The organism is Paenibacillus sepulcri (assembly GCF_042647105.1).
Taxonomy (GTDB): Bacteria; Bacillota; Bacilli; order Paenibacillales; family Paenibacillaceae; genus Paenibacillus_Z; species Paenibacillus_Z sepulcri.
The window spans coordinates 7,501,749-7,520,270 of record NZ_JBHRUP010000001.1 but is presented as its reverse complement, the minus strand read 5'-3'; the positions used below and the strand labels follow the sequence as shown (position 1 = coordinate 7,520,270).

At 52.0% G+C, this 18,522-nt stretch carries 12 protein-coding genes; all 12 read right to left on the bottom strand.

The window, feature by feature from the left end; genetic code table 11:
• Nucleotides 1-36: 36 nt before the first annotated feature.
• The 12 genes from ACFOLF_RS32675 to ACFOLF_RS32620 all read right to left on the bottom strand — a co-directional run bounded on the left by ACFOLF_RS32675 (nucleotide 37) and on the right by ACFOLF_RS32620 (nucleotide 18,468).
• Nucleotides 37-1,371, bottom strand: a complete 1,335-nt coding sequence (locus tag ACFOLF_RS32675) for a Gfo/Idh/MocA family protein (RefSeq protein WP_210044018.1) — start codon at nucleotides 1,369-1,371, stop codon at nucleotides 37-39.
• A gap of 338 nt (nucleotides 1,372-1,709) precedes the next feature.
• Nucleotides 1,710-2,795 carry a mandelate racemase/muconate lactonizing enzyme family protein gene (locus ACFOLF_RS32670; RefSeq protein ID WP_210044019.1) on the bottom strand — a complete coding sequence of 362 codons (1,086 nt, stop codon included), beginning with the start codon at nucleotides 2,793-2,795 and terminating at the stop codon, nucleotides 1,710-1,712.
• Nucleotides 2,796-2,868: 73 nt separating this feature from the next.
• Entirely contained in the window at nucleotides 2,869-4,395 is a 1,527-nt protein-coding gene (locus tag ACFOLF_RS32665; protein ID WP_210044020.1) for an extracellular solute-binding protein, read from the bottom strand.
• 24 nt (nucleotides 4,396-4,419) lie between these two features.
• Entirely contained in the window at nucleotides 4,420-5,298 is an 879-nt protein-coding gene (locus ACFOLF_RS32660) for a carbohydrate ABC transporter permease (RefSeq protein WP_210044021.1), read from the bottom strand.
• 55 nt (nucleotides 5,299-5,353) lie between these two features.
• On the bottom strand, nucleotides 5,354-6,277 hold the full coding sequence (locus ACFOLF_RS32655) for an ABC transporter permease (protein ID WP_379112668.1): 924 nt from the start codon (nucleotides 6,275-6,277) through the stop codon (nucleotides 5,354-5,356).
• A gap of 195 nt (nucleotides 6,278-6,472) precedes the next feature.
• Entirely contained in the window at nucleotides 6,473-8,773 is a 2,301-nt protein-coding gene (locus ACFOLF_RS32650) for a helix-turn-helix domain-containing protein (protein ID WP_210044022.1), read from the bottom strand.
• A 221-nt stretch (nucleotides 8,774-8,994) separates the two neighbouring features.
• Nucleotides 8,995-10,752, bottom strand: coding sequence for an extracellular solute-binding protein (locus ACFOLF_RS32645; RefSeq protein ID WP_210044023.1), 1,758 nt, complete (start codon nucleotides 10,750-10,752; stop codon nucleotides 8,995-8,997).
• 123 nt (nucleotides 10,753-10,875) lie between these two features.
• Nucleotides 10,876-11,775, bottom strand: a complete 900-nt coding sequence (locus ACFOLF_RS32640) for a carbohydrate ABC transporter permease (protein ID WP_210044024.1) — start codon at nucleotides 11,773-11,775, stop codon at nucleotides 10,876-10,878.
• Nucleotides 11,776-11,801: 26 nt separating this feature from the next.
• On the bottom strand, nucleotides 11,802-12,776 hold the full coding sequence (locus tag ACFOLF_RS32635; protein ID WP_379112597.1) for an ABC transporter permease: 975 nt from the start codon (nucleotides 12,774-12,776) through the stop codon (nucleotides 11,802-11,804).
• Nucleotides 12,777-13,045: 269 nt separating this feature from the next.
• Nucleotides 13,046-14,230 carry an iron-containing alcohol dehydrogenase gene (locus ACFOLF_RS32630; RefSeq protein ID WP_379112665.1) on the bottom strand — a complete coding sequence of 395 codons (1,185 nt, stop codon included), beginning with the start codon at nucleotides 14,228-14,230 and terminating at the stop codon, nucleotides 13,046-13,048.
• 42 nt (nucleotides 14,231-14,272) lie between these two features.
• Nucleotides 14,273-16,291 carry an alpha-amylase family protein gene (locus tag ACFOLF_RS32625; protein WP_210044026.1) on the bottom strand — a complete coding sequence of 673 codons (2,019 nt, stop codon included), beginning with the start codon at nucleotides 16,289-16,291 and terminating at the stop codon, nucleotides 14,273-14,275.
• A gap of 158 nt (nucleotides 16,292-16,449) precedes the next feature.
• A complete protein-coding gene (locus ACFOLF_RS32620) occupies nucleotides 16,450-18,468 on the bottom strand; it encodes an alpha-amylase family protein (protein WP_210044027.1) in 2,019 nt (672 codons plus the stop codon).
• Nucleotides 18,469-18,522: the final 54 nt, after the last annotated feature.

The window sequence follows — 18,522 nt, the reverse complement described above, 5'->3', positions numbered from 1 at the left end:
TTGACGAATCGGCCCCAGAGCACTCCGGCTTTGCGGTTACGGACGGATTGCGCCGCGTGCGTCACTTGCGTTTTCAAGCGCAACGCCTCCTTCAAGCACATCATCGATCCGGATCGGCCGATTCTCCCTGACCGATCTCCAGACCGCTTCACCGGTACCGACCGCATAAGCGCCGTCCCATGAGCCGGACAGAATGTCAAAGGTCCGATTCGGATCGGGACCCAGAAATATATTCTCCAGCAGCGCCGGGTCGCCGCCGCCATGCCCGCCTTCCCTGTGAACGACATGCACGGTTTCTTTGGCTCCAAACAGAGGAAAATAATCGATGGTCTGCGCCGGAACAGGAAACGGGACTCTGCCGGAAGAGTGGTATTCCATCGTTTCGATGCGCCCGCGGGTTCCGTTTATGGCAAGCCGATAGCCTTCATAGGGAAGGGAGAAATTGACGGAATACGTGAGCAGCGCCCCTCCGTTATACTTCACGTTCGCCGAATAGGTGTCCTCGATGTTGATTTCGGAATCGAAGATGCAGGCATCTGTCCGATAGTGGCTGTACGGTGCCTCTGCTCCGCCGGAATCCGGCGAACCAATATGGTCGTCCTTCACATGAACCTCCTTGCTGCGCGAGGACCAGCGCATATAATAACGGCAATCCTGCTTGACCTCGCAGGTCCCGCAATGCCGGCCGTCCTCTTTCTTCGGATTCATCTCTCCCCCGGGACCGTAATAGTTGAGTGCCCCGAAAGCGAATACCTCTGTCGGCTGCTGGCCGATCCACCAGTTGACCAGATCGAAATGATGGGAGCTTTTATGGATGGAAAGCCCTCCGGATTGCTCGCGTAAGCGGTTCCAACGTTTGAAATAGCTGGCTCCGTGATACGTGTCGATATACCAGTTCAGATCGACCGAGGTCACTCTGCCCACCTTTCCTTCCAGCACCATCTCTTTGATCCGGCTGTGTATGGGCGTAAAGCGGTAATTAAAGGCAACCGTCACTTTCCCTCTGCTCCTGTTCTCAGCTTCAATAATCCGGCGGCAATCGGCGCCGGTTGTCGCCATCGGCTTCTCTGTCAGCACATCCAGATCGCACGCCAGCGCCTGAACAATATAAGAAGCATGGGTATCGTCGCGCCCCGTTACGATAATCACATCGGGACTGGTCTGTTCCACCATCGTACCGAAATCATCCGGACCGAATTCCGGGACAGGCCCAAGCCCGGGAAATTTTTGCTTGCAGACCTCGAACCTCCTTGGATCGATATCAAGCAATCCGACAATCTCGGCCTGATTGGAGAAGGTATTTATCATGGGACCGATGAACATCTTCATGCTTCGATTGCTGACCCCGCAAATCGCATATCTTCTTTTCATATTTCACCCCGCTGTTGATAGTTGTGAGCCATACCCGTGACCGGCCTTTTCATTATTCCGTACAGCCCGGTAAATGACTACAATCCTGAAAGCGACAATTGCCCTCCCCGCTCATTCGGACCTCTATATTCAGACTTTATAATCCCGATAATCCTTAAAGCTACTCAGCATAATCCTTAGAGATACCCGCAGAGTACGCGATATCTCTCATTCACAGTTTTCCTGTACGCCATCATCGCAGCTTCAGGTTGAAAAACATAAAGGAGCTGCATCTGCTGCAGCTCCTTCACGAATCGGATATGATATGGGCACATGCTCCATATCTTACACATACGGCGCTATTTCACGACAGTAAGCATGCTGTTCATTTTCTCTTCATCCAGCTCAATGCCAAGACCCGGTCCATCGGGCACATGAATGCGTCCTTCGCTTACTTTGAATTCCGTCTTCAGCATTTGGCCGCGCAGATTGCTTTTCTCGATTGAATACTCATAGTAGCTGGTGCACTCCGGCGTGCTGGCCGCCAGATGCAGAGCTGCCGCAAAGCCGATGCCGCGGGTCGTATTATGCGGCACATAATGGATGCCGAACGCTCTGCACAAAGTGGCGGCTCTCTTCGCGCTCAGCAGCCCCCCGCATTTGATCGGGTCGGCCGCATACAGATGACAGCCGCCGCGGGCGATAAAATCGCGGAAGGTGAAGATATTCCAGTCCTGTTCGCCTACATGGATCGGTACAGGTATCGTTTGCGCCAGCTTCACATAGGCTTCGATATCGAAATAGGGGCAGGGCTCCTCGAAATGATGAATATCGCAATCCTTCACTTTTTCGTACAGCTGAACCGCCTGAATATAAGTATAAGAGCTGTTGCCGTCGATCATGAGCCGGACATGCGGCCCGATGGCCTCCCGCACTCTCCGCACCTTCTCCGCATCCTCGTCCAGATCGACAGGCAGTCCGCTGCCGAATCTCGGACCAACCTTGATCTTGACGGCGCCGAAATGATAGTCGGCAATCCCCTCCTTCAGCTTCTCGACCTCCTGGTCGTGGGTGAGATCCCGGCTCATGCTGGATCCGTAGAGCGGAATCGTCTCCCGGTATTTGCCGCCGAGCAAATTATACAACGGCTGCTTCAAAAATTTCGCTTTCGCATCCCAGAGCGCGATCTCCACTCCGCTGTAGGCGGCTGCCAGCATCTGGCCGGACATTTTATAATGCTTGCGCATCACGTTCTCTTCGATCTTCTCGATGTTGAAAGGATCGCTGCCGATGATTTGCGGTTTGATGATCTGCTGGATAATCTCCACCAGAATTTCCGGGCGCATCGGGCTGCATTCCCCGAATCCGGAGACCCCTTCATCCGTATCCGCTTTTACATACAGCAGTCCGCTTGCCACATAACAGGTCAAATCCTTAACCTTCATTGTGTTTTCCTCCCATTGGACTTCTATTCCGCCAGCTTGCCGTCGGGACGGCAGCGTGCAGGTCTTGCCCCGACTACTTGTCTGTATCCTTGGCGTATTGTTCGTTTAATTCCTCCGTCACTTGGCCGCCGCCGGCCTTATCCCAGCTTGACACCGCGTCCTTCCAGCCTGCTTCGTCGAGCTGGCCCATAATGTATTTAATGCGCGCATCGTTGATGATTTTGTTCAAATCGGCGCTCTTCTGGTTAAACGTATCGGAAATATAGGCAGCTGCCGGATTGACCACCAGATTGCCCGCAACCGCGTTCTTCGCGTCTTTGTATTTCTGAACGTAAGGATCGATGCTGCCCTGCATGGCTCTTGACCCGTCCGCTACCTCCAGCGTTTGCTCAAGCTGGACGACTTCCGCATTGTACTTGTCCGTCTGCTCCTGCGTCCGCACCGGTTTGCCGTCTTTCATCGTGTAGTGAATGCCTTCAATTCCCCATTCAAAAATATTTTGAGCGGTTTCATCGGAAATTTTGTCAAAGTAAGCAAGAATTTGCCTAAGCTGCGCTTCCGTCTTCACGCTGGATTTGGGAAATACGAATTCCCCGGTATAGCCTGTGCTCATCAGCATGCGAACGCCCTTGCTCCCGTTAATTGAAGCGGAAACGTCAAGCTCCGCCTTCGGGTTGATCTTGAGCAGCTGCGAATGGCGCGTGATTTGGTCCGGATCGCCCAGCCGCATGCCGTATGTGCCCTTATCCATGTTGTCTATATTTTGCGGCCGGGTGGCGATCGCAAAGTCCTGATTGATCAGCTTCTCCTGATACAGCTTGCGGTAGAAATTCAAGGCGTCCATGTACTCCTGGCTGTATAGGGTCGACACCAGCTTGCCGTCCTTCACGTCCCACAAATTCCCGCCCCCGAAGGCCGCCAGGATGAAATTAAAGCCGCGCAGCAGGGACTCTTCGGCGACGCCGACCGTGTTGTTCTTCCCGTCCTTATCCGGATCGTCTAGCGTAAATGCCTTTATCGTATTGTACAGCTCATCCGTCGTGGTCGGCGCTTTCAACCCCAGATTGTCCAGCCAATCCTTCCTGAAAATCATCCCGTCCCCGACGAGCGAACGGCTGCGGAAAATAGAGTAAATTTTGCCGTCCAGCGAGACATTCTTCAATACCTGCTTGTTCAAGGACCGCTCCAGATTCGGATAATCCTTCAGGAATGGACCAATTTCCCAGAAATAGCCCGACCGCATCGCATTGACCACGGACTCCTGCCTGTCCTGAAGCAGAACCACCATCGGAAGCGAACCGGAGGCGATCGTAGCGTTCAGCTTGTCGGGATAGGTCGTGCCGGGCACCCATTGAATATCCAGCTTCGTATTCGTATAGTCCTCGATCGCCTTGATGATGGGATCATCCGGACTTGGCGGCTCCGCCACGATGCTTTGATTCATCATCGTAATCTCGAACGGCTCCGCGGACTTGGCAGCGCCCTGATTCGGGGCTTGCCCGCTGTCCGTGCCGCCGCTGCAGGCCGCCGCCCCCACCATTATGCTGGCCATTGCTGCTGCCAGGAACGGTTTTCTCAATCTTTTTCCTAATTTGGACATGGTTTACCCCCTGCATCAATTTTATTAACCTTTAACGGAACCCAGCATGGCGCCTTTGGCAAAATGCTTTTGCAGAAACGGATACACGCATAGGATCGGTACGGTTGAAACAACAATGACAGCCATCTTCACGATTTGCGACGGCGGTGTTATATAGGTGCTGTCGAAAGCGGCGGAATCGCCCATGCCGCCCTGCGATAAGATGACGATTTGTCTTAACCAGACCTGAACGGGCCATTTCAAATTATCATTGATGTACAGCACCGCATGGAAAAAGGAGTTCCAATGCCCCACCGCATAAAAGAGCGTGAATGTCGCCATGGCGGGGAGCGACAGCGGAATGATAATTTGCCACAGGATTCTCAAATCGTTGCATCCGTCGATTTTGGCCGCCTCCTCCAGTCCTTCCGGCAGCTGCTGGAAGAAATTCCGCAGGACGATCAGATTGAAGGCGTTGATCGCGTTAGGCAGCAGCAAGGACCAGTAGCTGTTCAGCAGGCCAAGCGATTTTACAATAAGAAATGTCGGAATCATCCCGCCGCTGAACAGCATCGAGAATGTCACCATCAGCATAATCGTCCTGCGGCCGTCCAGCTCCTTCCTCGCCAGCGGATACGCCATCAGAGAGGTAAAAAGCAGATTGATCAGCGTTCCCGCAACCGTAATGAAGACTGTGACGCCCAGGCTTCTGAAAATAATACTCGATGAAAAAATATACTGATAGCCTGCCAATGAGAAATGCGTCGGAAACAGAATGATAGGCTTGGAGATAAACTCCTCCGGCGCAGTAAACGAACCGGCGATAATATAAATAAAGGGCAGCAGCGTGCATAGGCCAAAAAATAATAACAGCGCATAATTCACAGCATCAAATGACCGGCTTCCCAGCGTTCGATCCTTCATTCGTGGTCACCTCTTTCCGAGTAAACTAACTTATCGCAGATGAACCGCAACCGCATCAGTAGATGCCTTCTTCGCCTGCCTTCTTGGCCAGATAATTCGCCCCCAGGACGAGTGCGACGCCCACCGCCGACTTGAACAGATTCGCCGCCGTCGCATAGCTGAAATGCCCCTGCTGCAGGCCGCTCGTATAAACGAACGTATCGAACACTTCTCCTACCTCGCGGTTCATCGGATTAAGCATCAGAAACACTTGTTCGAACCCGGAATCCATGAAGCTGCCAAGCCTCAGAATCAGGAGAATAATGACCGTGCTCTTGATCGCCGGCAGCGTAATATGCCACAGCTGTCTCCATCGGTTGGCGCCGTCCATGCGGGCCGCTTCATACAGCTGCGTATCAACGCCTGAAAGCGCTGCCAAAAATAAAATCGTTCCCCAGCCCGTTTCCTTCCAGAGAACCTGGCCGATAATCATCGGTCTGAACCATTCGTTGCTGAGCAGGAAGTTGATCTTCTCGCCGCCCATCCCGATCAGGAGGTTGTTGATTAGTCCATTTTCCGGCGTAAACAAAATGTAGGCGATGCCTACGACCACAACCCAGGAAATAAAATGCGGGATGTAGATCAAGGTCTGTATGAAGCGTTTGAAAACCTCGATACGCAGCTCGTTGAGCATCAACGCGATAATAATCGGCAGCGGAAAGAAAAAAACCAGATTATAAACCGCCAGGATGATCGTGTTGCGGAAAATGAGGGCGAAGGAGTCATCCTTGAAAAACTGCAGGAAGTTGTCAAAGCCTACCCATGGACTCCCTGCAAAACCCGAGAACGGCGAATAATCCTGGAAGGCGATAAGCACGCCCCACATCGGTAAATATTTGAAGATAATAAAGTACAGCACTCCCGGAAGCAGCATGAGATAAAGCCAGCGGTTCTTGAGCAATCTTTTTGCCAATGCGGAGTTGGGACGGTAGGCTTTCAATTCTCTGGATGCTTCACTGATCAAGCTAATCCCCCTTTGCTATGCAGGTTATCGTTCACCCGTCTACCCTACCATTGGGCCGGATAACTTCATAGGCTCACAGGATAACCAACGCAAATACCCCGGTATTACCGCATACCGGGCAAGGGAATAATCACTAGATGAACTGCCGGTAATCAGGAGCCAACCTGCGGATTATCCGCTGAGCCCCTTCAGATGCTGCTCGCGGTAGGCTCCCGGGGTCATGCCGACCATTTTGCGGAAATACCGGATGAAATTCTGCGAGTTATGATAGCGCAGCTTCTCAGCGATTTGGGAAATTTTCAAATCGGTTTCCTCCAGCATTTTTTTGGCGACGTCCAGCCGGTGACGGGCGAGGCATTCGCTGAAGTTCAGGCCGACTTCATTTTTCAGCACCCGGCTTATATAAGTGGGATGATAATGGAGACGGGAAGCGCATATTTCCAGCGTGAGGTCCGTATCGTATTCGTTCTGAATCATGTGAACGATTTCATAGGAAAGGCTCTGAAATTTGGTTTTCTTGCGTTCTTCGAACAGCGGAATCACCGGTTTAATGATTTTGTTCCGGAACCAGTCCCGGATTTCATCGACCGTATGAAGCTCGAACAACTCCTGAAGCGGCAGCTTGTTCTCACCGTATATGGCGTGCAGCGACAGGTCGGATTCCTGCAGCAGCTTGGCGAGATCGGCAAAGAAGCGGATAAAAGAAACCTGATAATCGATATAATTGCCGCTCTGCTTCGTAATATCCTGAATCAGCTGCTCGATGAGCGGATCCAGCGTTTCGGCTTCGGCGTATTTGATCGCCTGGATCAGCTGCTTTTCCGTTTCCTCGGGAAATGAAATGCTCTTGTTATCCTCCAGATTGATGTCTTCATAATAGAGGATCATCTTGTCAAAGGAGAGAAGCCGGTATTTGAGCGCTTCTTTGGCTTCGGCATAAGCTTGAACCGCATCCTTCAGCTGCGGATAAGCCCGGCTGACGCCGATGCTGACAGGAAGGCTCAAGTAACGCTGAACCTCCAGCTTTATTTTTTCCGCCATCGCGGCGATAAACGTCTGAAACAGCTCCAGGGATTCGTGATGCGTATGCACAACGTTCACCTGATTCTCCTTGACGATAATGGGCAGCAGGCTTTGCTTGCCCGGAATAATGTCGCCGACCATATTATTGATGGCAAAAAGCAGCAGCTCGCGGTCCTTCTCTTCGAACCGGGTTCCTTCGAGCGTGTCGATCTGCAGGACGATTACGCCCATCCATTTGAGATCGGCGGGCGGATTGTGGACCATGACGGAGAGCTTGCCGTCGATTTCCGAGGGATGGAATTCTCCCTGCACAAGCTTAAGTACGAACAATTCCTGAAGCTGCCTGACCTGGCCCTGGATCTGCTGCGTCATCTGGATTTGCACATCCTGCAGGCGCACGATATTTTCGTTAATAATATCGAATTCGTTGACTTTATGACCATGCGTTCTGCCGATATTGTTGAAGCACAGCTCATACAGGCGTTGAATCGGCGAGTACAAGCGCCGCGTGAACAGGAATGCGGTTACATTGGCCAGGACGAGCAGTCCCAGACAAACCAGCAGAATCATCCAGCTTGTTCTCCATGACTCTTTCTTGATGTCCTCGAGCGGAATAAGCGATAGATAGAGCCACTGGTTGTAGGAGGACTTTTGAAATTCGATCCCTACCTTGTGATGATTGAGCTCCGCTGTCGCATGGCCCGACGACTGCTTCTCCAGATCTATGCTGTGCATGAACGTCTCAATCTCCGAGGCGGGATATGGCGTTTTTTTGTTCTGCTTGACCAGCAATTGGTCCGCCGCGTCAAAAATAAAGATCTCGCCTAATGAATTGTTTTGCGATATGAACCGGTACAATTCATGAGTTGAAATTTCGGCGATGAGCAAGCCGTCCGGGTTATCCGAAATCAGGGGGATTTTTTTGACAAGACTGACGGTACTCTCGCCGGGGCTCATTGTGTTCCTGGCCAGACTGCCCTTATCGGTGGTCCAGAAAGAGTTGCCCGATAGATTGACATACTGCTTGATGCGTTCCTTATTCGTGATTGCGCTTACACGCTGAAGTCCGTAATTGCTCAATATCCAGCCGTTTTGCAGTCCGATCAAGTCGACATCCTGAAGACCGAAATCAAACCGCTGTACCTGATTCAACCTCGAGGACAAGGCCAGCGTGAATTGAAAATTCGCTGGAGATAAATCCCGGCTCATGGACTGAACCACGTTATCATCATCAACAAGCCTCTGTAGGGATAAGTCCACCCCCTGCAGCACCTGCTCCACCCGGAGCCGGGTTTGCTCCAATATATGCCGGTTGCCTTCGTTTACCTTATCCTGGATCGACTGCGAGAACTCATAATAAAACAAAATCCCGAGTACGATAATTGGAATCGTACAAACACATGTGCTGAAGATCAGCAGCTTGGTTTGATATCTGTTTAACCGGTACATTCCAGCGCCACCTGCTTTAACTGTCGGATTTTATCATTCTATCGCATTCTAAAAATCTAGTCACGATAAATAGGAGATTACATCACTTTAAGTTTGTGGGCGGCTGGTCTTAAATTTTTCCTTTACATATAAAAAAAGCCCGCTATGATAGCGGACTTCATTCGGACCTTATTCTTGAACGCAGCAGCCATTACCTTCCCGGGCATCAATCCCCTGTTTACTCAAGAATTTAGTTTGCGCTGCTCGAAAACCTTTTTGGTTTGATCAGCCTGCCAGCTGATGAGCTCGTCATAGCCCAGACCTTTTGCTTTATTGATCATTTCGGTTTTCAGCTTGTCGTAATCCTGGTCGTTTTTGGCAAAGACCATTCTCCATGAGTATTGCTTGATGACGGTTGCCACCTGGTTCAGCTTTTGATTCAATGTTTGATCCATAATGGCAGCCGGCTCGGGCAGCTGCTGATTCACAGCAATTTGACCGTTTTTCTCCAGCAGCTCATGCGGGGTCAAAGCTCCTACTGCTTCCCGCCACGATTTGTCAACCGGATTCGGGTTGTCTTCCAGCACCGAGGACCAGCTGTTCCAGTCATACGGCTCGTTCGTGTTTGGATTGATATTGCTGACCTTGAGCGAAGTGTTGTTCATTTGGTTCGTGCCGTCCTTGTACTGGCCGCCGCCGAATTCGTCCGGCACCTGCGTCGTTGTATCCTTCAACGCCTTTTTGCCAAAGTCCGTCAGCACCGCTTTACCGTCCTTCATTTCCCACGTCAGGCCTTCCGGGCCATTCGTTTGTGTCATCACGCCCTCGGGAGAGTACATCCAGTTCAGGAATTCCATGATCCGTTCCGGCTGCTTCGCCTTCGAGCCGATCGCCCACAACCGGTTGCCGCCATATGGATTTTGTCCGTACGAATAAATCTTCTGATTATCAAAGCCTACCATTGCGAAGCCTTTTCCTGCATCGGTATGATTCGGCGTATTGTATGCGCTGTCGAGCCACGGGAACCAGGAATACAGCACTTGTCCGTCGCGGAACTTGTTGCTGACGTCATCGAACTTCTGCGTCAGGGAGTCCGGGTCCACCAGACCCATTTGGTTCGCGTCATAATACAGCTTCAGCGTCCGCAAATAGTAGCCGTCTTCAGACAGAAGGTCCTGGTATTTCTCTTCATCCGCCGATACGAGGAGCAGACCGCTCTCGTCATAGCCCTGCATGGCCGCAAATTGCTTCGCCAACGTCATCATGTTGCCGTCCCAATCGGCCCAGAGGGAGAAGGCGTATGTCGGACGGCCGCTGTCGCTCTTGGGCTCAAGCTCCTGCATCTTCTTGAGTACGGGAAGAATGGCTTCCATGTTCTCTATTTTCGGACTTCCCAGCTTCTGATACAGATCCCAGCGCATGTCGGACTGATACGTCATTGTGTTTCCGTCAGCAGAGCCTGTTGCACCATCCGCCGCTGCATCGAAGCCGACGCCATACACGGCTTTGCCGTCTCCGAAGTACGTTTTGTTCTTTTCGATCGCTTTGGGCACATTCGCCATAAGATCTTTGCCATACTGGTCAAGCAGACCGTTCTGTGTCCAATCGAGCACCATGCCCGCTTTGATCGCATCGCGGTAGTCCTGGCCGTCCGAGCCGAAAACAACGAGATCGCCGAGGTTGCCGGATGCCATCGTCGTAGCAAATTTGTTCGCGCCGCCTTCCAGGTTTTGCGAGATGATGTTCACTTCAAGGCCGAACTTGTCCTTCAGAACTTTGGCGAACCAGCCGCCCTGCTTCCCCGAGAAGTTTGCCAGTTGAGAGTAAACATTGATTTTATAAAGCTCCTTCGTGTCCGCCGGCTTCGTGCCATTCGCGGCGTCCGTGCCGCTGCCTGCATTGTTTGCCGCATTGTTATTGCCTTCGGAACAAGCAGCCAAACCCACGAGAAGGATGGATGCCATCAGCACGGTTGATGCTTTTTTTATAATGCTTTTCATGTCTTTACTCGACCTCCCAATAAATTCAATAATGGTTTAACAGGTAACTTCCGTTTCCGCTCTCATGCGGCAAGGCGCATTAGACATCACTCCTTTTCTCATGCCGGCCCTTCAACGAAATGGTCAGCCTTTGACGGCTCCGATCATGATCCCCTTGACGAAATAGCGCTGGAAATAGGGATACACAAGCAGAATCGGGAACACGACTATCATGGTTACCGTAGTGCGGATCGACGTCGGCGTTTGCATGCTGGACAGATCGATCGCCTGGCCGCCTCCCTGCGAATTCCGGATGATCGCTGCCAGCGAGTTAGCCTCATTAATATATTTGTAGAGCACAAACTGCAGCGTATACAGCTTCGGATTTGCCATCAGGAACAATGTATCGGTAAAGGAATTCCACTGGCCGACTGCCGAGAAGATGGCGATCGTTGCCAGGATGGGAGTAATAAGCGGGAAAACGATCCGGGTAAAAATAATCCAGTAGCCCGCACCGTCGATCATCGCCGATTCCTGCAGAGCTATCGGGAGCGACTCGACAAAGGTTTTGACCAGAATAACGAAAAACGGCGATACGACGCCCGGTATGATGTAAGCAAGGAAATTATTGGTCATGTGGAGGTTCATCATCGTGATATACCACGGGATAATACCGGCATTGAAATACATGGTGACGACAACAAATCTGTACCAGAACGTCCGTCCCCACATCTCCCTCTTTGTAAATATGAATCCGAGCAGAGCGGAGCCCCCCACTGTGAGCACGGTACCCAGGACCGTCCTTGACAGCGACATAAACGCAGCCTGTCCGAAGCCGGGAATTTGCAGCACCTCTATGTAGTTCGTGAAATGCAGCTCTCTGGGATAGAAAGATATCAACCCGCGACTGCTGAGGTCGTTGTTGCTGATTGTATTGATGAACAAATAATAAAAAGGAAAGATGCAAAGCAGTGCAAGGATTGCAAATACGAGATAGTTGAGCGTATGAAACGTCAGATCTCCCGCTGAGCGTTTATTCCGCATGGTTACGACCTCCTGGCTGTTCGGGATTAGACGATACTCTCGCCGCGGACGACTTTTGATAGTGTGTTGGCAAAAAAGAGCAGGATGATGCTGATGATCGACTTCAGCATGCTGACCGCCGTAGCGAATGAAAAGTTGGAGCCAAGCAGGCCGATATTATATACGTAAAGGTCCAGAACCTCGATATGATCCTTGTTAATGGCATTCTGGAATACAAAATACTGGTCCAGCCCGTTGTTGATGAAGTTGGCGATTGTCAGCATCAGCAGAACAAAATAGGTGGGCATGATACCTGGAATTGTAATATGCCAGATCGAGCGGAACCGCCCTGCGCCGTCCACCCTTGCCGCTTCATATTGCTCCTGGTCGATGCCGGAAATAGCGGCGATGTACAGAATCGCTCCCCAGCCCAGCCCTTTCCACAGGCCCCATAGTGTCATCGAAAGCCAGGTATGGCTGTCGGACGCGAGAAAATTGATCCCTCTGTCGGTCAGGCCAAGGTTGATCAGGATATGATTGATAAGACCGTTATCAACGGAAAAAAGCATAAAAGCGAAGGAGTAAACAAGCACCCAGCTGATAAAATTGGGGAGCGTAGTGAGAATCTGCACCCATTTCTTGAAGCGGGCCGATCGCATTTCGGAAAGAAAGACTGCGAAAATGACCGGAAGGAAAGAGGTCAGGATGCCAAGCGAGCTCATGGCCATCGTATTTTTCAAGACGCGCATGACCTCGGCCGTTTGTGTAGGATTGCTGAACATGGACTTGAACCACTGCATGCCTACATATTCGGTTTCAGATAGCGGAATCCCCGGACGAAAGTTATAGAAGGAATAGACCCATCCATACAATGGCAAATAGGAAAATAAAAAAACAAGAATCATGAACGGAAATGCCATCAAAAACAATTTGTATTTGCCGGGAATATCATGCCAGATCCTCGGCTTTTGGCCCGGGTTCGTAACCGTTTTCATTTCACTGCTGATACTTGTCGATTTCAATGCCCCTCATCTCCACTATTTGTAATCAAATAACACTTCTATACTATATACAAAACCGGTTTCGCGGTAATAGTAGACAATATTATGAAACTGATGGATTTATTTAACTATTTTCGCGTCATCCAATTATTTCCTTATCATTTCGGCTTGCAGGGCCGTATACATACAAAAAAATCCTTATACCGCAGCCAGCCGCGATACAAGGATTCTATTAAGATTCCATTCTATTAGAAAGACATGAGATTCAGTATCCAATTCGCTTTCCTCTCCTAGCCCTGCCTCTCTTCCCCGGATATATCATAATCAAAACAAATCCGGTACAGCTCCACGAGCTCATGATGCTCAGGTATGCGCGGGTTATTAGCCGGGCTGCCGCTTGCCAGCGCATCGCCGGCCATTTTGGACAAGTTCTGCTCAAAGAGCTCCCGGTCGATCCCCCAGCCGCTCATATTCGGAATGCGCAATTTGCGGCAAAGCCGCTTCAACTCCTCGACAGCCGCATCCGCTTTGGCCCCGGCAGGCAGAGCGGCAAGCGCAGGATTAAGCAATTCTCCTATGCCGCCCAGACGGTCCACTGCGCTTGGCTTTGTAAATTCCATAACGGCAGGAAGCAGCATGGCATTGCTTAGTCCGTGGGGCACATGAAACAGGGCTCCGACCGGACGGGACATCCCGTGCACGAGGGTAACCGAGGCGTTGGAGAAGGCCATTCCCGCCATCATCGAGCCAACGGCCATTTGTTCTCTGGCTTGGGCATCCGTACCATCCTCGAAAGCTTTAACCAAACCCTCTTTAATGAATGTTATAGCCCCAACGGCAAGCGAATCCGTTAATGGATGCGCTTGGCGGGACAGATACGCCTCAATCGCATGACATAATGCGTCGATGCCGGTTGCGGCCGTAACAGCGGGCGGACAGGAAACCGTCAGCAGCGGATCGACGAAAGCGGCGCGCGGAAGCAGCTCCGGCTGCTTGATCATCATCTTCACCTCATTGTCCGGATCGATGATGACGGTGATCTGGGTTACTTCAGAGCCAGTCCCGGCCGTGGTCGGTACCGCCACCAATGGCAGCGGCGGCGACTTGAACCGGTCTCCGTTCCAATAATCCCTAAGGCTGCCCGGGTTCCCGGCCATCACCGCGATGGCTTTGGCCGTGTCCAGGCAGCTTCCCCCTCCAACGGCAAGAATTACGTTGCAGCCTTCCCGCCGGAGGATATCAAGGCCTTGCTCTACATGGATGAGCGTAGGTTCCGTGTGAATGTCGGCGTACAACGCCGCGGACAAGCCTGCTGACCGCAGCATCCCCATGCAACGGTCGGCAATCCCCAGACCAACCATGGCCGGATCAGTGACAAGCAGAGCATGATTCCCATATGATCCCACAGTCTCCGCAACGCTATCAAATACGCCGGGACCGTATTTTACCTGCTGAGGCACCAATAACGAACCTATCATCTTGAACCTCCCTTCAAAGTCATGAACAGATCATTATCCTCATTCCACCGAAATCAGGAAAGCCGCAAAATCATGTAACACCGGAAGCGCAAGGAGCGCATCCTCCTTGTTCATGGTCACGCTGAGCCTGGTTTGATCAACCAGATTCAGAGCTTCATGGCATGAGCCAATTCCGTGAAGCTCAATCCGGATGTCATGGACGGGAAGCGGCTCGAAATACGAGACGCCATTAAATCCGGAGAGATTCAATAGATGAAGAATGAACTTGCGGTCATCCAGACGATGAAAGAAAATCTCTGCATGGGGCGGCGCATTCGTCGTTAATCTGACGCTGCCGTCAAGGCTGTGCTTCAACAGATCGGACACGATGCTCTTATGATCCGCGAAGCCGTGGCGATAATAGAGTTCTCCCGGCTGCCAGGGCAAATGAACGGCCAGACGACCTGATTCGGCACGAATCCCCGCTCCGAACTGCGTCCCGGAGATCCGGTGTCCGGACGCCCGCTCCGGCGGACCGTAGGTGGACGGACTGACGAGCGGAAGCTGCTTCTGAATATGAGGTCCGTATTCCACATCATAGAAGGCTCCATCCAGAAACACCCAGTCGCGGCTCTCAAAGCTCGGGAACAGCTGCTTGTCCCCTGTCTGCAAATAAGCTGCTTCCCTGTTCAGGACTCGAAGGCCTCCTTCGGGCTTTGCACCGAATACCCGCTCCAGAAATCCCTTGTTGGCGTCGTCTTCCGTAAACGACAGCCCCGTGCTGATCAGGTTCACGCCTTGGGCATGAACCTCCTCCAGAATATGAAGCTCGTCTTCCGTAAAGCTGGCGATATCGGGGATGATCAGCAGCTTATATTGAAGGAGAGCCTCTTTTTTGGCGGCCAGATTGTTTTGGTGGATCACATCGAAAACAATATGATCCTCCTTCAGCATTTTATACAGGCCCAAATACTCTGTTCTGTTTTTTTGCCGGACGTTACCCGGCTTGATCAATGCGGCATCGGCCATGGACAGGAAATGGCCGTAATACTGCTCATTCTCCCGGTGATACTGGAATATGTCGGCTACAGTCTCAAGATTGTCCCTTTCCGGGTAATCGTCAAATACGCCAATGATACAGAAATCCAGCCCCGAACCGCTGGCCAGGCTCTCCTTCAGCCGGATATTCACCTCATGCCGGGATACTCCCGCGAATCGGTGAACCAGATCGACGGCATTGATACAGCAGTTGCTGACCAGCTTGTCGTCCCATGCATCCTCCAGCGACTGGACATTTTCCGATGCGGAGTACAGCCATACGGGGTGCGCCCGGCCTTTATCGGTGTTGGATTCCTTGCGGACGATGTCCACCTTATGCTCATGATAAGTGGAGATGGCGATCTCCTTGTTCTTCCCTTTCACAAAAGCGTGAATCCGGTCCAGCATCTCTCTGGTCGTCTGCTCCTGGAACTCCCTGTATGCCCGGTATGCGGGATCGCCTTGCTCCTCCGTCTCCGGCAGCTCCATCCCGAATGCTTCGTTGAAGCGTGACCGGCAGCTGCCGCAGTAACAAATCCCGTAGTTCCGGCCGCTGTAGTCGCGGGTCTGATAGCCGAACATATTGAAGAATATGCCGTCCACATCGTAATGGCTGATGACTTCATCAATGAGCTTCAGCGAATACTCGCGCTGGTAATAGCCGTTGATGCAGGTATGGACGATGCCGAAGTAATTGACTTCCCGCCCCTCCTTCGTCCGGTAAAACCATTCCGGCTGTTTCCTGAAGATCGATTCATGCGCTTTGCTGAAATCAAATCTGGCGATGAATTTCATCCCGTTGGCATGGGCTTGATCTATGGCTTCCTTCAGCAAATCCTTCTGCTGCCCCATCGCCCTGTAATGATAGTCCAGCTTGGTGGGATAAAAGGCGACGATCCCTCCCGCATTCATCATCAGGACGTTGGCCGATAGCTTCTTCAAGTCCCCGATTAACCGGTCCACGTCCAGGTTAGCGTCTGTTTCTCTAAGATTATTTTGAATCAGTCTCAGATTGTTAGCTGTCCACCACGAAGCTTCCATCGATGCACCCGGCCTCTCGCTAGTAGAGTTTATCAAAGGTCCTTCTGCTTATCCTGCTTACATACGGGACTCTCCTTGACTTATTCGCCACTGCCGACGATGAGACCTGTAAGCGGTCGCAATTTCCCGGCTGTGTGCATATATGTCTACCTGTACCGTCATTCAAGTTCAACCATTATACATTCCCATACATCCAGACGCGGGAGGGTAATAGTCAGCCGCTCTTGATCGGAGATACAGCGAAGCGTCTGACCCGAGATCAGCGACTTCACTTCCTTCGCCGGCGAATCGCTTACGCCCAGCTTCACTTCGAGATCAAGGAGCGGTACCGAATGGGCAAGCGGCCTTCGGCCGACTCCGTTAACCAGATGAATCAGCAGCTTGTTGTTATTCTCGAACAAAGTCACCTGGAGACCCTGAATAGGGGTCACTTCAATAAACCGGCCCTGACCAAGCGTCATATCAATGGCATTCTTCAGTAATTGGTAATGCTCGCCAAGCTTGTATTCATTAATGAGTGCGCTAAGTGAGAAAGGAAAATACAGGGAACCTCCCTGACCTGTTTTATTGCTGATAGCCAAGGGGATATCCGTATGGCTCACGGGCAGGCTGGCTCTCTCCGGCGGCGCGCCAACGCTTTCGAGCGGCGAGAAGGGAGGAACCAGCGTAGCGAGCACCTGTGCGCTGGAGCTGGATACCCTCGTATAGTTCACCCTTCCGCGGTGGGCGATCAGTCCGGTGGTCTCCATTCCTTTCTGCAGCGGATTCGAATCCCCTTCGAAGCGCAGATAAGAGGCCGTGAGAGGCTCGCTGACGGAAGCTTCGCCGGAGATGCCGAGCAGCGCAAGCAGTTCCTCCTGCTCCGGAACGATTCCTTCGATGACAATATTCCCGCCTTGCTTCACATAAGTGGTCAAGACGGCCACCCAATCCTCCGTAAGATTCATGCCACCGGGAATAATAAGCGCCCCGTATTGGGAGAGTCTTTCCAATGTCGCCTGCTCCTGAAGCAGGACATCAAACGGTATCTGATTGTTGATCAGCCCATCCGCCCAGCCCTCTGCCGAGGCTTCGGCCGTCCACATCAAGGCCGTCTGCGATCTTGGCAGCGCACCGTCCATGAAGGCTTCGACCTTCTGAACATTCCGGTTGAAGTCGGACACGGTCTCCAGAATCCGTTTATCTTCGATCGTATCTGGGATTCCCGTCAAAGAGTGCCAGATGCTGCCGCCATGAGCGGGGATTTGCGAGAGCCAGAACCTGTATTCCGCAGGCGGCAATCCGGTATGGCGCCAATCCATTCCGGGACTGGAATGGACGATGCCGAAGGGCGCCGGACGTTCGGGAAGCGATCTCCCCAGTTTGATGCTCAGCGCCGGCTTCCAGAATTCAGGGATATGCTGATGGCCTAACGACAATACATCCTGCGGCTCCGTACAGAGCATATCCGTTGTCCGCTCACGGTCGAACAGATTATCCCGATACAGATTGTAATAAAGTATCATGGGGATATCGGCTTTCTTCTGCTTAATGAAGGAATAGATCTTATCCATGTTGTCGCGCATACAAGAGGATGCCCATTCCGGCATATACTCGCTGCGGTCCGCCGGGAGCTCCCTGCCGTAGGCTTCGCGGTATTTCCGGCGGCAGCCCTCACAGCTGCAGGGAATAAATCCCGGCGCATTGAAGAAAATACCGTCGATTCCGTATCGGTTGATGACTTCCTCAAGAACCGGAATGGCCACCGACTCGTTGCGGTATGCCCCGTTAATGCAAGTCGACATCAGGAGCGACCAGCTCCCCGGCCGCTTCGAGCCGAGAATTTCCGGCTCTCCCGAGGGCTTCCTGACGAACCACTCCGGTCTTTGCAGAAATATCCGGTCCTCCGCTTTGCTGAAGTCAAAACGGGCAATAAAGCGGATATCCTGTTTATGGCAGGCCTGTATAACCTCTTCAAGCAAATCGAAGGACGTCGGCAGAAACTCGTTCACGGTATGATGGGCCACCTTGGTCGGATACCAGGCGTAAATGCCCCCGACGTTGAACACGATCGTATTTGCCCCCATTTCCTTCATTTGGGAAGCAAGACGTTCGGGATCGATCGCCCCCGTGTCCCTGATCTGAAGATTCGGTTGAATGACTCTGAGCGGCTCCCGCCACCATGCTTTTCTGTTCATATGTTTCAGTTCCCCTCCCGGGACGAAATGGATGACGCTGTTTTGCAGCAGCAA

Excerpts from the sequence above, each read along its gene's own strand:
- ACFOLF_RS32660 (WP_210044021.1), bottom strand. The coding sequence starts at position 5,298 with ATGAAGGATCGAACGCTGGGAAGCCGGTCATTTGATGCTGTGAATTAT.
- ACFOLF_RS32640 (WP_210044024.1), bottom strand. The coding sequence starts at position 11,775 with ATGCGGAATAAACGCTCAGCGGGAGATCTGACGTTTCATACGCTCAAC.
- ACFOLF_RS32645 (WP_210044023.1), bottom strand. The coding sequence starts at position 10,752 with ATGAAAAGCATTATAAAAAAAGCATCAACCGTGCTGATGGCATCCATC.
- ACFOLF_RS32625 (WP_210044026.1), bottom strand. The coding sequence starts at position 16,291 with ATGGAAGCTTCGTGGTGGACAGCTAACAATCTGAGACTGATTCAAAAT.
- ACFOLF_RS32620 (WP_210044027.1), bottom strand. The coding sequence starts at position 18,468 with ATGAACAGAAAAGCATGGTGGCGGGAGCCGCTCAGAGTCATTCAACCG.
- ACFOLF_RS32665 (WP_210044020.1), bottom strand. The coding sequence starts at position 4,395 with ATGTCCAAATTAGGAAAAAGATTGAGAAAACCGTTCCTGGCAGCAGCA.
- ACFOLF_RS32650 (WP_210044022.1), bottom strand. The coding sequence starts at position 8,773 with ATGTACCGGTTAAACAGATATCAAACCAAGCTGCTGATCTTCAGCACA.
- ACFOLF_RS32675 (WP_210044018.1), bottom strand. The coding sequence starts at position 1,371 with ATGAAAAGAAGATATGCGATTTGCGGGGTCAGCAATCGAAGCATGAAG.
- ACFOLF_RS32670 (WP_210044019.1), bottom strand. The coding sequence starts at position 2,795 with ATGAAGGTTAAGGATTTGACCTGTTATGTGGCAAGCGGACTGCTGTAT.